Here is a 15525-nt window from a genome sequence, read left to right as displayed (position 1 = left end):
CCCCTCAACGCCACTGCGCCCCGTCGGAGAGCAGCAGGCGGCGGTAACGCCGCGACGGCGAACCGACAAACGCCCCCAAGCCATATTCCGGCCAGCGGCGGTCGACCAAAGCGACAGTCGCTTCCGACGCGGTCACGACGTTCGGGAAACGGCCGGGGTTCTCCCCCGCCCCGGGGCGTTTGCTCCGGGCATCGATCACCAACGCCGCACCTTCCGTCCGCACATCACGCCGCGGATCGGTATTGGCCGCAGCGAGCCACAAAAGTTCGGCAGCCGTGAGTTCCGATGCCGCCGGGTCGAACACGGCGAGGTATTTCACCCCCGGCGGAACCGGCACTTCGGCGTCCGGCGCGGCGAAGGCGACCGCCACGCCCCATTTTTCGAGCAGGTCGGAGCGGTAGCCGGCCGGAAGGAGGGGCTGCCCGCCGTCACCCTGCCCGTCACAAGCCCCGGATATTGCGCCATCCGCTGCGGGACGCACGCCCTCGACACCCCGTGGGGGATCGGCAGGCACACGCGTTGCAGGCTCCTGCGGATTCACGCACCCGCCCCCGGTACCGCAGGCCGTAGCATCCAATGCAATTTTTCCGCCGAAGCCCGGCGTTGCCGTCGCGTGGTCGAGGACATCGAGAATCCCCTCGCTGCGGACTATGTCGCGCAGCGGGTCGAGGTTGCGCACGAGCCGCGCCAATGCATCCGTATCGCGCACGTCGGTCGCAGCCGGGACGACGAGCATGTATTTGTTGAACATCATCTGCCCGGCGCCCCACAGCGACTGGGCGACCTTCACGGCCTGTCCGGCATAGCGGCTGTCGATCGAAACGACGGCGATGTTATGCGCCGTTCCGGCCTCGGGCATCGTCATGTCGCGGATTTCGGGCTGCAGGGCCATGCGTATCGGCGCCAGAAATATCCGCTCCGTAGCCTGCGCGATACAGGCGTCCTCCTGCGGGGGAATCCCCACGACCGTGGCCGGGTATACCGCATCGCGCCGCCGCGTAAGGGCCGTGACGTGGAAAAGCGGATAACGGTCTTCGAGCGAATAGAACCCCGTATGGTCGCCGAAGGGGCCTTCGACGGCTTTCTCCTCCGCAGGGTCGACATAACCCTCGATCACGAAGTCGCAGTCGGCCGGGACATAAATATCGTTGGTGACGCACTTCACGAGTTTCACGGGACGGCGACGCAGGAACCCGGCCAGCAGGTATTCGTCCATATTGTCGGGCATCGGCGCCGTCGCGGCATAGGTATAGGCCGGATCGCCGCCCAGCGCCACCGACACGGGCATCCGCCGCCCGGCGCGTTTCCAGGCCTCGTAATGCCGGGCGCCCGTCTTGTGGATATGCCAGTGCATGCCTGTCGTACGGTCGTCGAAGAGCTGCATACGGTACATGCCGACGTTGCGCACGCCCGTCTGGGGATCGACCGTGTTCACCATCGGCAGGGTTACGAAACGCCCGCCGTCGGCCGGCCAGCACTTCAGGATCGGAAGCGCCGCGAGCGACGCCTCAGCACCCGTCCGTACGACCTGCTGGCATTCGCCCCGCCCCGACACCGTACGCGGGAACCAGCGGGACATCCCGGCCAGCAGCGGCAACGCCCGCAGCTTGTCCGCGAACGACGGGCGCGGCGCCATGGCCTGCCGCAGCAATCCGTCGACCCGTTCCGAGAGTTCGCCGAGCGACCCGACGCCCAGCGCCAGCGCCATGCGGCGTGCGGAACCGAACATGTTGGTCAGCACGGGAAACTCCGTGCCGGTATTTTCGAACAGCAACGCCTTGCCGCCGCCGGGCATTTTCGAAACCCGGTCGGTTATCTCGGCGATCTCCTCCACCGGCGACACCGGAGCCGCTATGCGGACGAGTTCGCCCTCGCGCTCCAGCAGGGCGATATACTCACTCAGGCTTCGGTGCATGCTCCAACGCCTTTTTCACCGACCCGTATTGCAGCAGCAACGCCCGTGCCTGCGCCTCGGAAAGCCCCGAAGCCTCGGCCACCATGCGCGTGCCGCGCCCCACAAGTTTGTCGTTCGTCAACTGCATGTTGACCATGCGGTTGCCCTCGACACGCCCCAGGCGGATCATCACGGCCGTCGACAGCATGTTGAGCATCAGCTTCTGTGCCGTGCCCGCCTTCATGCGGGTCGACCCCGTCACGAACTCCGGCCCCACAACCGCCTCGAGCGCATATTCCGCCTCAGCCGCCACGGGCGACGACGGATTGCAGGTAATGGAGGCGGTCAACAGGCCGTGCTCCCGCGCCATGCGCAGGCCGCCGACCACATAGGGGGTGGTACCCGACGCGGCGATCCCGACCAGAACATCGTCCGCCGTGGGATGGTAGGGCGCCATGTCGCGCCAAGCCCCTGCGGTATCGTCCTCGGCATTCTCCACGGCACGCCGCAGTGCACCGTCGCCGCCGGCGATCAGGCCGATGACCCTGTCGAAGGGCACGCCATAGGTCGGGGGAAGCTCCGAGGCGTCCGTCACACCCAGCCTCCCGCTCGTACCGGCCCCGATGTAAAACATCCTCCCGCCGCGCTCCATGCGTTCGACGACCCGCTCCACGAGCCGTTCCATCACGGGGATGGTCTTGGCCACGGCCTCGTGGACGCGTGCGTCTTCGCGGTTGATGCCCGTCAGGATGTCGTGCACCGACATCCGCTGTAAATTATCGTAGGCCGAAGCCTGTTCGGTTATTCTATTTTCCATAATGGTATTTGATAAGTCCTTCGGCAGGTGATGCGGCGATCAGGCCGACCCGGTAACCCCCATGTGCGAGCACCTCGCGCAGCAGCCCCTCGAATGCGGCGGCAACGCCGCCGATGCAGGCGACCGTCAGATGCACGGGATAGCGGCTCAGGTTGCGTTGGGCGAAATCGGCGAAGGTTTCCGCCACCATAGCCCGCACCTCGGGGCAATCCAGGTACGCATGTACGAACGGCGCGAACGACGCCAGGAAACGGTTGGCATACGGCTCGCGGTAGACCCGGAGGATGATCTCCTCATAGGTCAGCCCATGCGCCGCGAGGAACTCCTCCCGCAGGGGGATATGCCCTTTGAAAATACCGTTCACCAGGTTGCGTCCCAGCGCCGCACCGCTGCCCTCGTCGCCGAGGACATACCCCAGCGGCGGGACGTTTTCCACGATTTCGCCGCCCCGGCACCAGCACGAATTGGAGCCCGTGCCGAGGATGCAGGCCACGCCTTCGCCGCGGCCGAACAACGCCCGGGCAGCCCCCAGCAGGTCGGTCTCGGCCTCGATCCGCCCCGTGCCGAAATGCGCGCGGAGTTCCCGCACCATCTTCTCCGTCGCTTCGGGGAAGGTGCCCCCGCACCCTGCGCCGTAGAAATAGACGGCCTCGACGGGGCCGCACGGCGGCAGTTCGGCAAGCGCTTCGCGTATTTGCTCCGGGGAGTGCTGCACGGCATTGATTCCCCGCGTCCGGTATTCCGAGGTATGCACGCCGTCGGTCACGAGCCACGTGCATTTGGTCGATCCGCTGTCTGCAATGATTTTCATACTATATTGTTACTTCCTAATACATCAGAACCGCCAGCCGCACGTCAGCGAAAACCCGGCATCCGTAAGCCAGGGCGTCACATCGGTCGGCGCACCGAGTTCGACGGGCGACACCGAGAATTCCGAAGGCACAAACAGGATCGTCGGCGAAAATTTCAGTTCAAACCCCTTCGTCACCCGCAGAATCCACGCACATTCGACATTGAAGAAAGGCAATACCCTATCCTTGTCAAGATCGTTGTCTACATGCTTTAGTATCCGGTGGTATCCCGCCCCAACTCCGGCTCCGAAACGCAGAAAAAGCCTGCTTTTCACCACCGGCAGCCGATAATAGGCCATTGCATCCAGTTTATAAATATCCTGCGCAACCGTATTGCGGTAAGGGTCAGATCCGTGGCCGCTCCAATCGTAGCTCATCAAACTCCCCAGATGCCACCGGGCCGAAAAATCCACGCCCCAATAAAAATTTCCTTTCAATTGGCGGCTGTACTCCACCTTCACGCCGACAGTCACCTGATTATGCGCCGTGATTCCCGACGCGCCCGTCACAAAGAGATTATTCTCTTTCGAGGCGAGGCGATGACGTTCGATACGCGCCGCTGTTTTTGCATTCCGCGTCCGATCTGTTGCCGACGGCGGGCTTTGGGCATATGCTGCTGCGGTGACGCATACCGTCAATAATACTGTTCCTATTTTTCGCTTCATTCACAAGTGGGTTACATGTTCATCATGCAAGAAAGCAATAAAATTCGGAATAGCAATGTCCCAATGCAAATGCATTGCCGGTTTGCTCCTCAAACCTGCACTCCTTCCCGTCTGGCGCAGCGCCTTTTCGGAAAATTTGCTGCCGCCAAATCGGCTCCGAACCCTAATCCACCCCATTCCCTTTTCACAGCTTCGGAAAACAAAGATAACGAAAAATAATCCGAGCGGCAAACCCGGATCATTACACAATTATATAAGGAGGCGATCAGCGCAGGAAAAGCAGCTCGCGGTATTTGGGCAGCGGCCACATCTGGTCGTCGACGATCTCCTCCAGCTTGTCGATGTGGCGGCGGATCTCGTCGAAACATGCGGCTACGGTATCATGGTAGGCGATCGCCTTCTCGCGCTGATCCTCGATCCTGTTGGCCACCTTGCGGGCGTCGACCATCCCGGCCGTGAGCCGCTGTATTTCGGCCGTATGGTACTGGATCTTCTTGATGAGTTCGATGTCGGCCGAAGCGTTCAGCCCCGGGATCTGCGACATCTTGTAGACCTTGTCGAGCAGCAATGCCTCGTACTTCGAAGCAATCGGCACGATATGGTTCATCGCCAGATCGCCCAGCACGCGCCCCTCGATCTGGATTTTCTTGGTGTAGGTCTCCCACTTCACCTCGGTGCGGGCTTCGAGCTCGACCTTCGAGAAGACGCCCGTGTCGCCGAACATCCGGAGCGTCTGCTTGTCGAGGTAACGGTCGAAAATCAGCGGCGTCGAGGTTTCGCAGTCCAGGCCGCGTTTGCGCGCCTCGGCCTTCCACTCGTCGGAATAGCCGTTGCCGTCGAAGCGGATGGCCTTGCAGGCCTTGATCATCTGTTTGAGCACCTCGTAGATGGCTTTCTCTTTCTTCATGCCGGCCTCGATCTTGGCATCAACGTTCTGCTTGAACTCAGCCAGTTCGTGCGCCATCGCCGCATTGAGCACGATCATCGCCTCGGCACAGTTGTCCGAAGAACCTACGGCGCGGAACTCGAACCGATTGCCCGTAAACGCGAACGGCGAGGTGCGGTTACGGTCGGTATTGTCGAGCAGCAGCGTCGGGATATGCGAGATGCCGCTCATCTTGAACACGTTCTTGGCGTCGAAGCGGATCGCATCGTCGCCCTTGCTGGCCGCCAGTTTGTCCAGCACGGCCGACACCTGCGTCCCGAGGAAGGTCGAGATGATTGCCGGGGGCGCCTCGTTGGCTCCCAGGCGGTGTGCGTTCGTGGCGCTCATGATCGCCGCCTTGAGCAGGCCGTTGTGCTTGTGTACGGCCGAAATGGCATTGACCAGGAAGGTGATGAACTGCAGGTTCTCCGAGGCAGTCTTGCCAGGCCCCAACAGGTTCACGCCCGTATCCGTCCCCAGCGACCAGTTGTTGTGCTTGCCCGAACCGTTGATCCCTTTGAAGGGCTTTTCGTGCAGCAGCACCCGGAACTTGTGGCGGCGGGCGATCTTGTCCATCACGGTCATCAGCAGTTGGTTGTGGTCGTTGGCAAGGTTGGCCTCCTCGTAGACCGGAGCCAGTTCGAACTGGTTGGGCGCCACCTCGTTGTGGCGGGTTTTGACGGGGATGCCCAGTTTCAGGCACTCGTATTCGAGGTCTTTCATGAAGGCCATCACACGGGTCGGGATCGCACCGAAATAGTGGTCTTCCAACTGCTGGTTCTTGGCCGATTCATGCCCCATCAGCGTACGCCCGGTGAGCATCAGGTCGGGACGTACGGCCCAGAGGCTTTCGTCCACGAGGAAATACTCCTGCTCCCAGCCCAGATAAGAGATGACCCGCTGCACGTTTTTGTCGAAATAGTGGCACACCTCGGTCGCAGCCTTGTTCACCGCCGAGATCGAGCGCAGCAGCGGCACCTTGTAATCGAGCGCCTCGCCCGTATAGGCGATGAAGACGGTCGGGATACAGAGCGTTGTGTCGACGATGAACGCCGGCGAGGTCGGATCCCAGGCCGAATAACCGCGCGCCTCGAACGTATTGCGGATGCCTCCGTTGGGGAACGACGACGCATCGGGCTCCTGCTGGACGAGCAGTTTGCCGGAGAACTCCTCCAGCACCCCGCCCAAGCCGTCCGGATCAGCAAACGCATCGTGCTTCTCGGCCGTACCTCCCGTCAGGGGCTGGAACCAATGGGTATAGTGGTCGGCACCGTGCTCCAGCGCCCACTGGCGCATGCCCGCCGCGATACCGTCGGCAACCTCCCGCGTGAGGGGCGTACCGTTCTCCATCGTATCGACAAGGGCGTCGTAGGTAGCCTTGTTCAAATACTTGCGCATGGCTGCGCGCCCGAATACCCGTTTCCCGAAATAGTCCGAAGGACGTCCTTCGGGAGCCTTCACCTCGACGGCGGTGTGGTTTATGGCCGCATCGACCATCTTGAATCTGAGCAATGATGACATAGATGTAATTGAATTGGATTAGCATTCCATTAAAAACATACGCGCAGGGGCGGAAGCCGAATAATTGCTGAACTAAAACCTAACCTAAAATTCCGGAGGGCAACTGCCTCGCGGCATACTCCGCCCAACCTGACTAACCCGCGGCTTCACCCCTGCCGCCGTATGTATCGATCTCGCTTGCAAATGTAATATTTTTTCAGTTACGTTGTTTTCACAAAATCGGCATTTTTTCGAAAAACACCCTGTTTTTTCGGCATTTTCCGAAAAAATACATGCATTTTTCCATAAAACTGCCGAATTTTAACGCATTTTTTCGAAAAACACCCTTAAATTTTCGTCATATCCCCGAATTTTCACATTTTTAGTTTTTCGTAATTTTCATAGCTATTAAGAACAATATTAAACTATTTCACCACAACTAAAAAACTTCTTCCGGCGGTTGCCGAAAGCAAACGAAATCACCTATATTATAAAAAGAAATTATATAGTGTTATTTTATTAACAATTTCTTGTTTCAATCACTAATAATTTTGTACCTTTACGTGCAATTTTGAAACTACACTTATACTAATCTCTAAATAGTTATGGCAAATACCAAAAGTGAAAAGCTGTTCACTGAATTCCCGCCGGTTCCGACCGAGAAGTGGGAGGAGGTGATTACGGCCGACCTGAAAGGTGCTGATTACGAGCGCAAGCTGGTATGGAAAACGGGCGAAGGTTTCAACGTCCGGCCCTACTACCGCGCCGAGAACCTCGAGGGCATCAAGTTCCTGGGCTCGCAGGCAGGCGAGTTCCCTTACGTACGCGGTACGCATGCGCACAACCGCTGGCGCGTACACCAGACCGTGAGCGTCGTATGCCCCAAGGAGGCAAACGCCGAGGCACTGAAAATCCTCAACGCAGGCGTCGACTCGCTCGGCTTCTGCATCGCGTCGGCGGATTTCTCGGCCGCAGACCTCGACACGCTGCTCAAGGACATCTGCATTCCGGCTGTCGAGATCACCTTCTGCGGAGAGAAGACGGCCCATGTCGCCGAGCTCGTCCTGGCCAAAGTCGAAAAGGAGGGCATCGCCAAGGAGGATGTCCGCATCGCATTCTGCATCGACCCGCTGGTAAAAGGGCTTTCGTCGAAAGGCGATTTCTGCTCACCCAACGGTGAAAAGTGCATCGCCCGCATCGTCGAGCTGATCCACAAGACCAAGGAGTACAAGCACGTGCGCATCGTAACCGTTGCGGGGCAAACGTTCGGCAACTCGGGTTCGACCATCGTCGAGGAGCTGGCATTCACCCTTTCGGCAGGCCACGACTACCTCGTACGCCTGATGGACGCAGGGCTGGACGTCGACGCGGCCGCACGCAAACTGCGCTTCTCGTTCTCGGTAAGCTCCAACTATTTCATGGAGATCGCCAAATTCCGCGCGGCACGTATGCTGTGGGCCAACATCGTCAAGGGCTACGGCCCGGCGAAGAACTGCGCCTGCAAGATGCACATCCACGCCGAGACCTCGCGGTGGAACCAGACCGTCTACGACCCCTATGTGAACATGCTTCGCGGCACGACCGAGGCCATGTCGGCCACGATCGCCGGCGTACATTCGCTGGAAGTAACGCCGTTCGACACCTCGTTCGAAAACCCGACCGAGTTCTCGAAGCGCATCGCCCGCAACGTCGAGCTGCTGCTCAAGAACGAGTCGCATTTCGACCAGGTCGTCGACCCGGCAGGAGGCTCGTACTATGTCGAGAACCTCACGCAGTCGATCGCAGCCGAAGCCTGGAAGCTTTTCCTCGAAATCGAGCAGAAGGGAGGCTACACCGAGGCTTACAAGGCCGGCCTGATCGTCGAGCGTATCAAAGCGTCGGCCGCAGCCAAGGACAAGAACATCGCTACGCGCCGCCAGACGCTGCTCGGCGCCAACCAATATCCCAACTTTACGGAGGTCGCCGGCAAGGAGATCACCGCCGAGTCCGTTACGCGCAAGCAGGCCGAGGGCAATGTACTCGTCCCCTACCGCGGTGCCATGGCGTTCGAAGAGATGCGCCTGCAGGTGGATCGCAGCGGCAAGGAGCCCAAGGCATTCATGCTGACGTGCGGCAACCTGGGCATGGCCCGCGCCCGCTCGCAGTTCTCGTGCAATTTCTTCGCATGCGCCGGCATCAAGGTGATCGACAACACTTATTTCAAGTCGATCGAAGAGGGCGCGAAGGCCGCGCTCGAATCCAAGGCGCAGATCGTCGTGGTCTGCGCAAGCGACGACGACTATGCGGAGGCAGCCCCGAAAGTCAAGGAGCTGCTCGGCGGCAAGGCGATCCTGGTGGTTGCCGGGGCACCGGCCTGCGCACCCGAGCTGGAGGCACAGGGCATCACGAACTTCATCAACGTGAAGTCGAACGTGCTTGAAACACTTAAGTTCTACCTTAAAGAGATGGGAATCTAATCATGAGAGCTAAATTTTCAGAACTGACATACGACGCAGGCCAGCAGAAAAGTTGCTGCGCCTCGAAAGGCTGCGGACAGGTCGAGCCGTGGCTGACGGCCGAGGGTATTCCCGTCAAGGGCGCCTATACGGCCCAAGACCTCGAAGGCATGGAGCACCTGAACTATGCGGCAGGTATCGCCCCGTTCCTGCGCGGCCCCTACTCGACGATGTACGTGATGCGCCCGTGGACGATCCGCCAGTATGCGGGTTTCTCGACCGCCGAGGAGTCCAACGCATTCTACCGCCGCAACCTGGCCGCCGGGCAGAAGGGTCTGTCGGTGGCATTCGACCTTGCTACGCACCGCGGCTACGACGCCGACCACCCGCGCGTGGTGGGCGACGTGGGCAAAGCCGGCGTGTCGATCTGCTCGGTCGAGGACATGAAGGTACTGTTCAACGGCATTCCGCTCGACAAGATGTCGGTGTCGATGACCATGAACGGCGCCGTGCTGCCCATCCTGGCATTCTACATCGTGACGGGTCTGGAGCAGGGCTGCACACTCGACCAGCTGGCCGGTACGATCCAGAACGACATCCTTAAGGAGTTCATGGTGCGTAACACCTATATTTATCCGCCCGAGTTCTCGATGCGCATCATCGCCGACATCTTCGAGTACACCTCGAAGAACATGCCCAAGTTCAACTCGATCTCGATCTCGGGGTACCACATGCAGGAGGCAGGCGCCACGGCCGACATCGAGCTGGCCTACACGCTGGCCGACGGACTGGAGTACCTGCGCGCAGGTATCAACGCAGGCATGTCGGTGGACGCCTTCGCCCCCCGCCTGTCGTTCTTCTGGGCAATCGGCATGAACCACTTCATGGAGATCGCCAAGATGCGCGCGGCACGTATGCTGTGGGCCAAGATCGTCAAGCAGTTCGAGCCCAAGAACCCCAAGTCGCTGGCGCTGCGTACCCACTCGCAGACCTCGGGCTGGTCGCTCACGGAGCAGGATCCGTTCAACAACGTGGCGCGTACCGCCATCGAGGCCATGGGCGCCGCCCTGGGACACACCCAGTCGCTGCACACCAACGCTTTGGACGAGGCTATCGCCCTGCCGACCGATTTCTCGGCACGTATCGCCCGTAATACGCAGATCTACATCCAGGAGGAAACCAATATCTGCCGCGAGGTCGACCCGTGGGCAGGCTCCTACTACGTGGAGTCGCTCACCAACGAGATCGCCCACAAGGCATGGGAGCGTATCCAGGAGGTCGAGAAACTGGGCGGTATGGCCAAGGCTATCGAGACCGGGATTCCGAAGATGCGCATCGAGGAGGCTTCGGCCCGCAAGCAGGCGCGTATCGACTCCGGCGAGGAGAAGATCATCGGCATCAACGAATACCGCCTGGAGAAAGAGGCTCCGATCGACATCCTGGCCGTGGACAACACCGCCGTGCGCGAAAGCCAGATCAAGCGTCTGAAGGAGCTGCGCGCTTCGCGCGACGAGGATGCCGTGAAGAAGGCCCTCGCAGCGATCACCGAGTGCGTGAAGACCAAGCAGGGCAACTTGCTGGAGCTGGCCGTCGAAGCCGCCAAGGTACGCGCTTCGCTGGGCGAGATTTCCGACGCCTGCGAGGTTGTCGTAGGCCGCTACAAAGCCGTCATTCGTTCAATATCAGGAGTATATAGTTCAGAAGTGAAAAACGACAAACAGTTCGAGCGTGCCAAGGAGCTGTGCGCCGAATTCGCCAAGAAGGAAGGCCGCCAGCCGCGTGTCATGATCGCGAAGCTCGGCCAGGACGGCCACGACCGCGGTGCCAAGGTAGTAGCCACGGGTTATGCCGACATCGGTTTCGACGTCGACATGGGGCCGCTGTTCCAGACCCCGGAGGAGGCCGCAAAACAGGCTGTCGAGAACGACGTGCATGTAGTGGGCGTTTCGTCGCTCGCTGCAGGCCACCTGACCCTCGTGCCGCAGATCATCGCAGAGCTCAAGAAGCTCGGCCGCGAGGACATCATCGTGATTGTCGGCGGCGTAATCCCCCACCAGGATTACGACGAACTGTACCGCGACGGCGCCGCCGCCATCTTCGGCCCCGGCACCCCGATCGCCACGGCCGCCATCAAGATCCTGGAAATCCTGCTCGCCGAATAACGGTTCAACAGAATACGGTAATCCCCGCCGAGACGTCTCGGCGGGGATTTTTTCATGGATACAGATGGTCTCGGGGACAAACTACAGGCAGGCTTCCAGAATCCTGCGCGCCATCGCCCCGTCGACATTGCGCGCCTCGCCGAACCTGCTGCCCGCAGCATTGAAGCGGCGTTCGATTTCGGCGATCGTAGTCTCGCCGATGCCCTCCTGCGAAAGATGCGTCGAAAGCCCCAGGGAACGGAAGAACTCCTCGTTGGCTGCAATCGTCCGCTCGATACGCTCCTCGTCGGAACCGTCGGTGATACCCCATATCCGTTCGCCGTATTGCAGGAGTTTGCCGCGCTTCTGTCCGCGCAGCACGCGCAACGTACCGTTGATGACAATGGCGAGCGTCGCACCGTGCGTCAGCCCGTGCAGTGCGGTCAGCTCATGCCCGATCATATGCGTCGCCCAGTCCTGCGCCACTCCCATACGGATCATGTCGTTCAGTGCCAGGGTTGCCGCAAGCATATACTCCGACATCACGGCATAATCGTGCTGGTTCTCACGGATCCGGGGTGCGATCTCGATCACGGTATGCAGAATGCCTTCGGCCCAACGATCCATCAGGCGCGACTGCCCGGGCGTAGTCATATATTGCTCCAGCACATGCACGTAGGTGTCGGCCAAGCCGTAGGCGATCTGCTTCTGCGGCAGCGAGAACAAGGCCTCGGGATCGAGGATCGAAAAGAGCGGGTAGTCGCCGTTGAACGGGAATTTCTCCTTCGTTTCATGGCACGAGATCACCGAGCCGTTGTTCATTTCCGATCCCGTCGCCGACATCGTGAGCACCGTCCCGAGGGGAACGGTTTTATCCGCCTGCCCTTTCAGGACGATCTCCCACGGGTCACCGTCATAAAGCAGCCCTGCAGCGATCAGCTTCGTACCGTCGATGACCGACCCGCCGCCCACGGCAAGCAGGAACTCCGAGCCGTGCTCACGCCCCAATGCGATGGCCTCGCGGACGGTCTCGACCGACGGATTGGGCTCGATGCCCCAGAATTCGACCCAGTCACGGCCTTCGAGGGCCTTGACGACCTGGTCGTAAATGCCGTTACGGCGCACGCTGCCGCCGCCGAAGGTAATCATAATCTTCTTGCCGGCAGGAATCAGCTTTGCGAGCCGGGCGATCTGCCCCTTACCGAAAACAAGTTTCGTCGGATTGTGATAAACAAAATTATTCATAATAGTATGCGATATGTTTTGATACGACTTTTAAATATACGCAAAAATAACAAAAAGAACGCCGGAATATTCCGGCGTTCGAAAACTGTATTCGATTTTTTATCCGAGGCTTAGAAATATTCGCCGCGCAGATCCTGGATCTTGGCCATCTGCTGGATGGCCTGCACCGAGAATTGCTGTGCCATGCTCTCGGCCATGGCCTGCGCACGCACCTTCTCGCCCTCGGCAGTCTGCTTGTCCGAAGTCTGGATGTCATCCACCTGGAAGACATAAACCCCCGACATGCCCTTCACCGGAGCCGAAAGGACGCCTTTCTCGGTCGTCGAAGCGATGGCGCCTACCAGACGGGGCTCGACGCCCGGGCCGTTCACGTAGAAGGCACCGAAAGTCACGCCGTCGAAATCGGCGACCTCGGAACCGAGGCTGGCAGCCTGCTCGTCGAGCGTCGTACCGGCGATCTGCTTGGTGATATAATCGTATTTCTTGTCCCGGAGAACCTGGGCGCGAACCTGCGCAGCCACCTTATCGACCGGGGTATACTCATTGTCATCGATCTCGGTCAGCGTAGCGACCACATAGTCGTTGCCGACGGTGAAGATTTCCGAAAGATCGCCCGTCTTGGCACCGTAAGCCCAGCGGGCAACCTCACGCGAATCCTCCAGGCCGCGGATCGTACGCTCGCCCTGCGCCAGCGAGGCGACACGGGGAGTAACGGCAGCTTCCGAAGCGGCGTTGTTGAACGCCTCGACCGAGCCCTTGGCATTCACCGAGAAAGTGCCGGCCAGGTTGTGGGCATTGCGGCGCGTCGCAGCCGAAGCCTCGACGGGATAGGTGATCGTCGCCACCTGCATGTGCTTCGAAGGTTTGTTGGCACGGTACACCTGCATCAGCTGGATGGCATCGCCCGAAGCGACCTTCACCACGTCCCCCCGCTTGGCATTGGCCAGCGCGGCAACGAATTCGCCCGTGAAAGCCGAGAAGGGCACCACGCCCACTTCGCCGCCGTTGGCTGCCGTAGCTTCGTATACCGAATATTGCGAGGCGAGCTGTGCGAAATCGGCACCGCCCTTGATTACCGTCAGCAGGCTGTCGGCCAGCGCCTCCTGCGTATAGGGCAGCACGATATGGCGGATTCCCAGCGTATCGGGCACCATTTTCGAATCCAGCACACGGGCCATCGTCCACTGGTTGTTCTTCAGCACGGGGCCGTAAGTCTCACCCGCCAGCAGTGCCTTGGCCTCGTCCTCCGAAAGCTGAGCCGCCGAAACATAGGTATCGGCGATCTTGCCGTTGCGGTTGGCACGTACGAACGACTTCAGCTCCTCCGTAGCGGCGAACTGTGCGCCCACCTCGGCAACGCTCTTTTCGAGAGCGAGCATATCGTCGTCCGTGGGGGTAACCTCGAACACGACATACGACAGCGTACGCGAGGGAGTCTGCTTGAACATATCCTTATGGCTGTTGTAGTATGCCTTGATGTCGCCGGACTTCACCTGGATCAGCGAATCGGGGACAGCCGAATATTTCTTGCCGGCCCATTTCCCGGAATAGGTATTGTTGGCCGCATTCACACCGTTCGCGACTTCGAGTGCATTGACATATACACCGCCCTTGATCAGGCCGAGGTACTTGGCGATCTCACGCTCCATGCGGGCCTGCTCGTTGAGCTGCGCCCACGCCTGCTGTGCCTGCGCATTCGTTTCGGCCTGCGCGAGGAACTGTCCGACGGCAGCCACGTTGTACTCACCCGTGCGGGGATCGGCGAAGGCGTTGTAGAACGCCTGCGACGGATGCTGGCCGCTGACCATCGACAGACGCTCGGGCTCCGTAACGCGCAGCCCCATCTTGTCGAAACCGGGTTCCAGCACATACTTGCCGATCAGGGCCTGCCATGCAGCATTGGCGAGCATGGCGGACTGCTGTTCGTCGCTTTCCTGGGCGCCGCTCTGCGCCTTGATCTGCTCGTACTGGTTGTAGTACTCCGAATAGTTGATTTTTTTACCGTTGATGACACCGACCCGGGGGTCGTTACCCGAGAAGCCCATTTCGGTCTTCAGGGAGAGAATGAAAGCCAAGAGGGCGCCTGCGATGACAATCGACAGCACGATGCCGAACTTGGTGCGAAGAGTGTTTAAACTTGCCATATAAATCGTTAATTATTCGTTTGTTTCGAATTAGCAGTCAAAGGTAGTAAAATTTATTCGGAAAAGGCCTTTATTATAATATAAAAATTCCTACAATTTCTTGACCCTCGCCAGCTCGATACGCGAACGCGTCGTACGCAGTATGCGCAACTGCAGGCCGCCGATGAAAACCGTTTCCCCAGCGGTCGGGATCCCGTCGTAATTGAAGATGATGAAGCCCGCCAGCGTATCGTATTCCTTGCTTTCTTCGATCCCCAGCCCGTATTTTTCATTGAGGTATTTCACCTCCAGCCGGCAGGAGAGGACATACTCGTCCTGGCCGACCTGCTTTTCGGTAAGATCGGGTATGTCGTGTTCGTCCTCGATCTCGCCGAAAATCTGTTCGAGCACGTCCTCGAGCGAAATGACGCCCGCCGTCCCGCCGAACTCGTCGATCACCACGGCGATGTTGCTGCGGTGCTTGATGAAATTCTGCAACATCAGCTGCAGCGGCATGGTCTCGGGCACGAAATTGACCTGCATCATCACGTCGGCGATATTGGCCGGACGCGTGAACAGGCTCTTCGAATTGACATAACCGACGATGTTGTCGATGCTCTTGCGCCAGACGAAAATACGCGAATATTTCGAATCGACGAACCGCGCCGTGAGCTGCCCGATCGACGTGTCGTCGATATCCACCGCCTCGACATCCACACGCGGCACCATGCAGTCGCGAACCCGCAGGTCGGCGAAATCCAGCGCATTCTGGAAAAGTTTGAACTCGTTGTCCGGCTCGGGACGCGGTTCCGACGTATTGGTATCGAGCAGTGCCGCGAGATCGTCGCGGCCGAAGCTGTGCGACACGGCCCGCTCCTCGACACGGCGCCCCGCCAGGCGCAGGATACCATGCGATATGAGCGTCGTGA

10 protein-coding genes are annotated in these 15525 nt (G+C 59.7%); 2 read left to right on the top strand and 8 right to left on the bottom strand.

From position 1 onward, the window contains the following. Positions 1-4 precede the first annotated feature (4 nt). From QVP03_RS10380 to QVP03_RS10360, 5 genes are all read right to left on the bottom strand, one after another. Positions 5-1915, bottom strand: coding sequence for a menaquinone biosynthesis decarboxylase (locus QVP03_RS10380; protein ID WP_022333384.1), 1911 nt, complete (start codon positions 1913-1915; stop codon positions 5-7). Continuing rightward, positions 1896-2711 (bottom strand): N-acetylmuramic acid 6-phosphate etherase, encoded by an 816-nt coding sequence (gene murQ, locus QVP03_RS10375; protein WP_022333383.1) that lies wholly within the window; start codon positions 2709-2711, stop codon positions 1896-1898. The genes QVP03_RS10380 and murQ overlap by 20 nt, the downstream gene beginning before the upstream one ends. Continuing rightward, positions 2701-3522 carry a badF/BadG/BcrA/BcrD ATPase gene (locus QVP03_RS10370; protein WP_022333382.1) on the bottom strand — a complete coding sequence of 274 codons (822 nt, stop codon included), beginning with the start codon at positions 3520-3522 and terminating at the stop codon, positions 2701-2703. Before QVP03_RS10370 ends, murQ begins: the two co-directional genes overlap by 11 nt. 24 nt (positions 3523-3546) lie before the next feature. Further along, positions 3547-4227: a hypothetical protein gene (locus QVP03_RS10365; protein ID WP_055204597.1), complete on the bottom strand. Its 681-nt coding sequence runs from the start codon at positions 4225-4227 to the stop codon at positions 3547-3549. Positions 4228-4492: 265 nt separating this feature from the next. Further along, the gene (locus QVP03_RS10360; protein WP_026318244.1) at positions 4493-6649 is read right to left on the bottom strand and encodes a glutamine synthetase III family protein; all 2157 of its coding nucleotides are present in this window, start codon (positions 6647-6649) and stop codon (positions 4493-4495) included. A 608-nt stretch (positions 6650-7257) separates the two neighbouring features. Between QVP03_RS10360 and QVP03_RS10355 the strand changes: the two genes are divergently transcribed. After that, positions 7258-9108 carry a methylmalonyl-CoA mutase family protein gene (locus QVP03_RS10355; protein WP_022333379.1) on the top strand — a complete coding sequence of 617 codons (1851 nt, stop codon included), beginning with the start codon at positions 7258-7260 and terminating at the stop codon, positions 9106-9108. 2 nt (positions 9109-9110) lie between these two features. Beyond that, positions 9111-11249 carry a methylmalonyl-CoA mutase gene (gene scpA, locus QVP03_RS10350; protein ID WP_022333378.1) on the top strand — a complete coding sequence of 713 codons (2139 nt, stop codon included), beginning with the start codon at positions 9111-9113 and terminating at the stop codon, positions 11247-11249. A gap of 81 nt (positions 11250-11330) precedes the next feature. Here the strand turns inward: scpA and QVP03_RS10345 are convergent, their stop codons facing one another. From QVP03_RS10345 to QVP03_RS10335, 3 genes are all read right to left on the bottom strand, one after another. Continuing rightward, a complete protein-coding gene (locus tag QVP03_RS10345) occupies positions 11331-12473 on the bottom strand; it encodes an iron-containing alcohol dehydrogenase (RefSeq protein WP_022333377.1) in 1143 nt (380 codons plus the stop codon). Between the two features lie 110 nt (positions 12474-12583). Continuing rightward, positions 12584-14617, bottom strand: coding sequence for a peptidylprolyl isomerase (locus QVP03_RS10340; protein ID WP_022333376.1), 2034 nt, complete (start codon positions 14615-14617; stop codon positions 12584-12586). 90 nt (positions 14618-14707) lie between these two features. Next, positions 14708-15525, bottom strand: an 818-nt coding sequence (locus QVP03_RS10335; RefSeq protein WP_288210759.1) for a hemolysin family protein, incomplete at its 5' end; no start/stop codon positions are given.

Origin of the sequence: Alistipes sp. CAG:29 (genome assembly GCF_000435435.1) — a bacterium.
Taxonomy (GTDB): Bacteria; Bacteroidota; Bacteroidia; order Bacteroidales; family Rikenellaceae; genus Alistipes; species Alistipes onderdonkii.
This window is presented reverse-complemented; position numbering and strand designations above follow the sequence as displayed.

Coding starts and splice junctions, on each gene's coding strand:
- QVP03_RS10380 (WP_022333384.1), bottom strand. CDS start 1,915: ATGCACCGAAGCCTGAGTGAGTATATCGCCCTGCTGGAGCGCGAGGGC.
- murQ (WP_022333383.1), bottom strand. CDS start 2,711: ATGGAAAATAGAATAACCGAACAGGCTTCGGCCTACGATAATTTACAG.
- QVP03_RS10370 (WP_022333382.1), bottom strand. CDS start 3,522: ATGAAAATCATTGCAGACAGCGGATCGACCAAATGCACGTGGCTCGTG.
- QVP03_RS10365 (WP_055204597.1), bottom strand. CDS start 4,227: ATGAAGCGAAAAATAGGAACAGTATTATTGACGGTATGCGTCACCGCA.
- QVP03_RS10360 (WP_026318244.1), bottom strand. CDS start 6,649: ATGGTCGATGCGGCCATAAACCACACCGCCGTCGAGGTGAAGGCTCCC.
- QVP03_RS10355 (WP_022333379.1), top strand. CDS start 7,258: ATGGCAAATACCAAAAGTGAAAAGCTGTTCACTGAATTCCCGCCGGTT.
- scpA (WP_022333378.1), top strand. CDS start 9,111: ATGAGAGCTAAATTTTCAGAACTGACATACGACGCAGGCCAGCAGAAA.
- QVP03_RS10345 (WP_022333377.1), bottom strand. CDS start 12,473: ATGAATAATTTTGTTTATCACAATCCGACGAAACTTGTTTTCGGTAAG.
- QVP03_RS10340 (WP_022333376.1), bottom strand. CDS start 14,617: ATGGCAAGTTTAAACACTCTTCGCACCAAGTTCGGCATCGTGCTGTCG.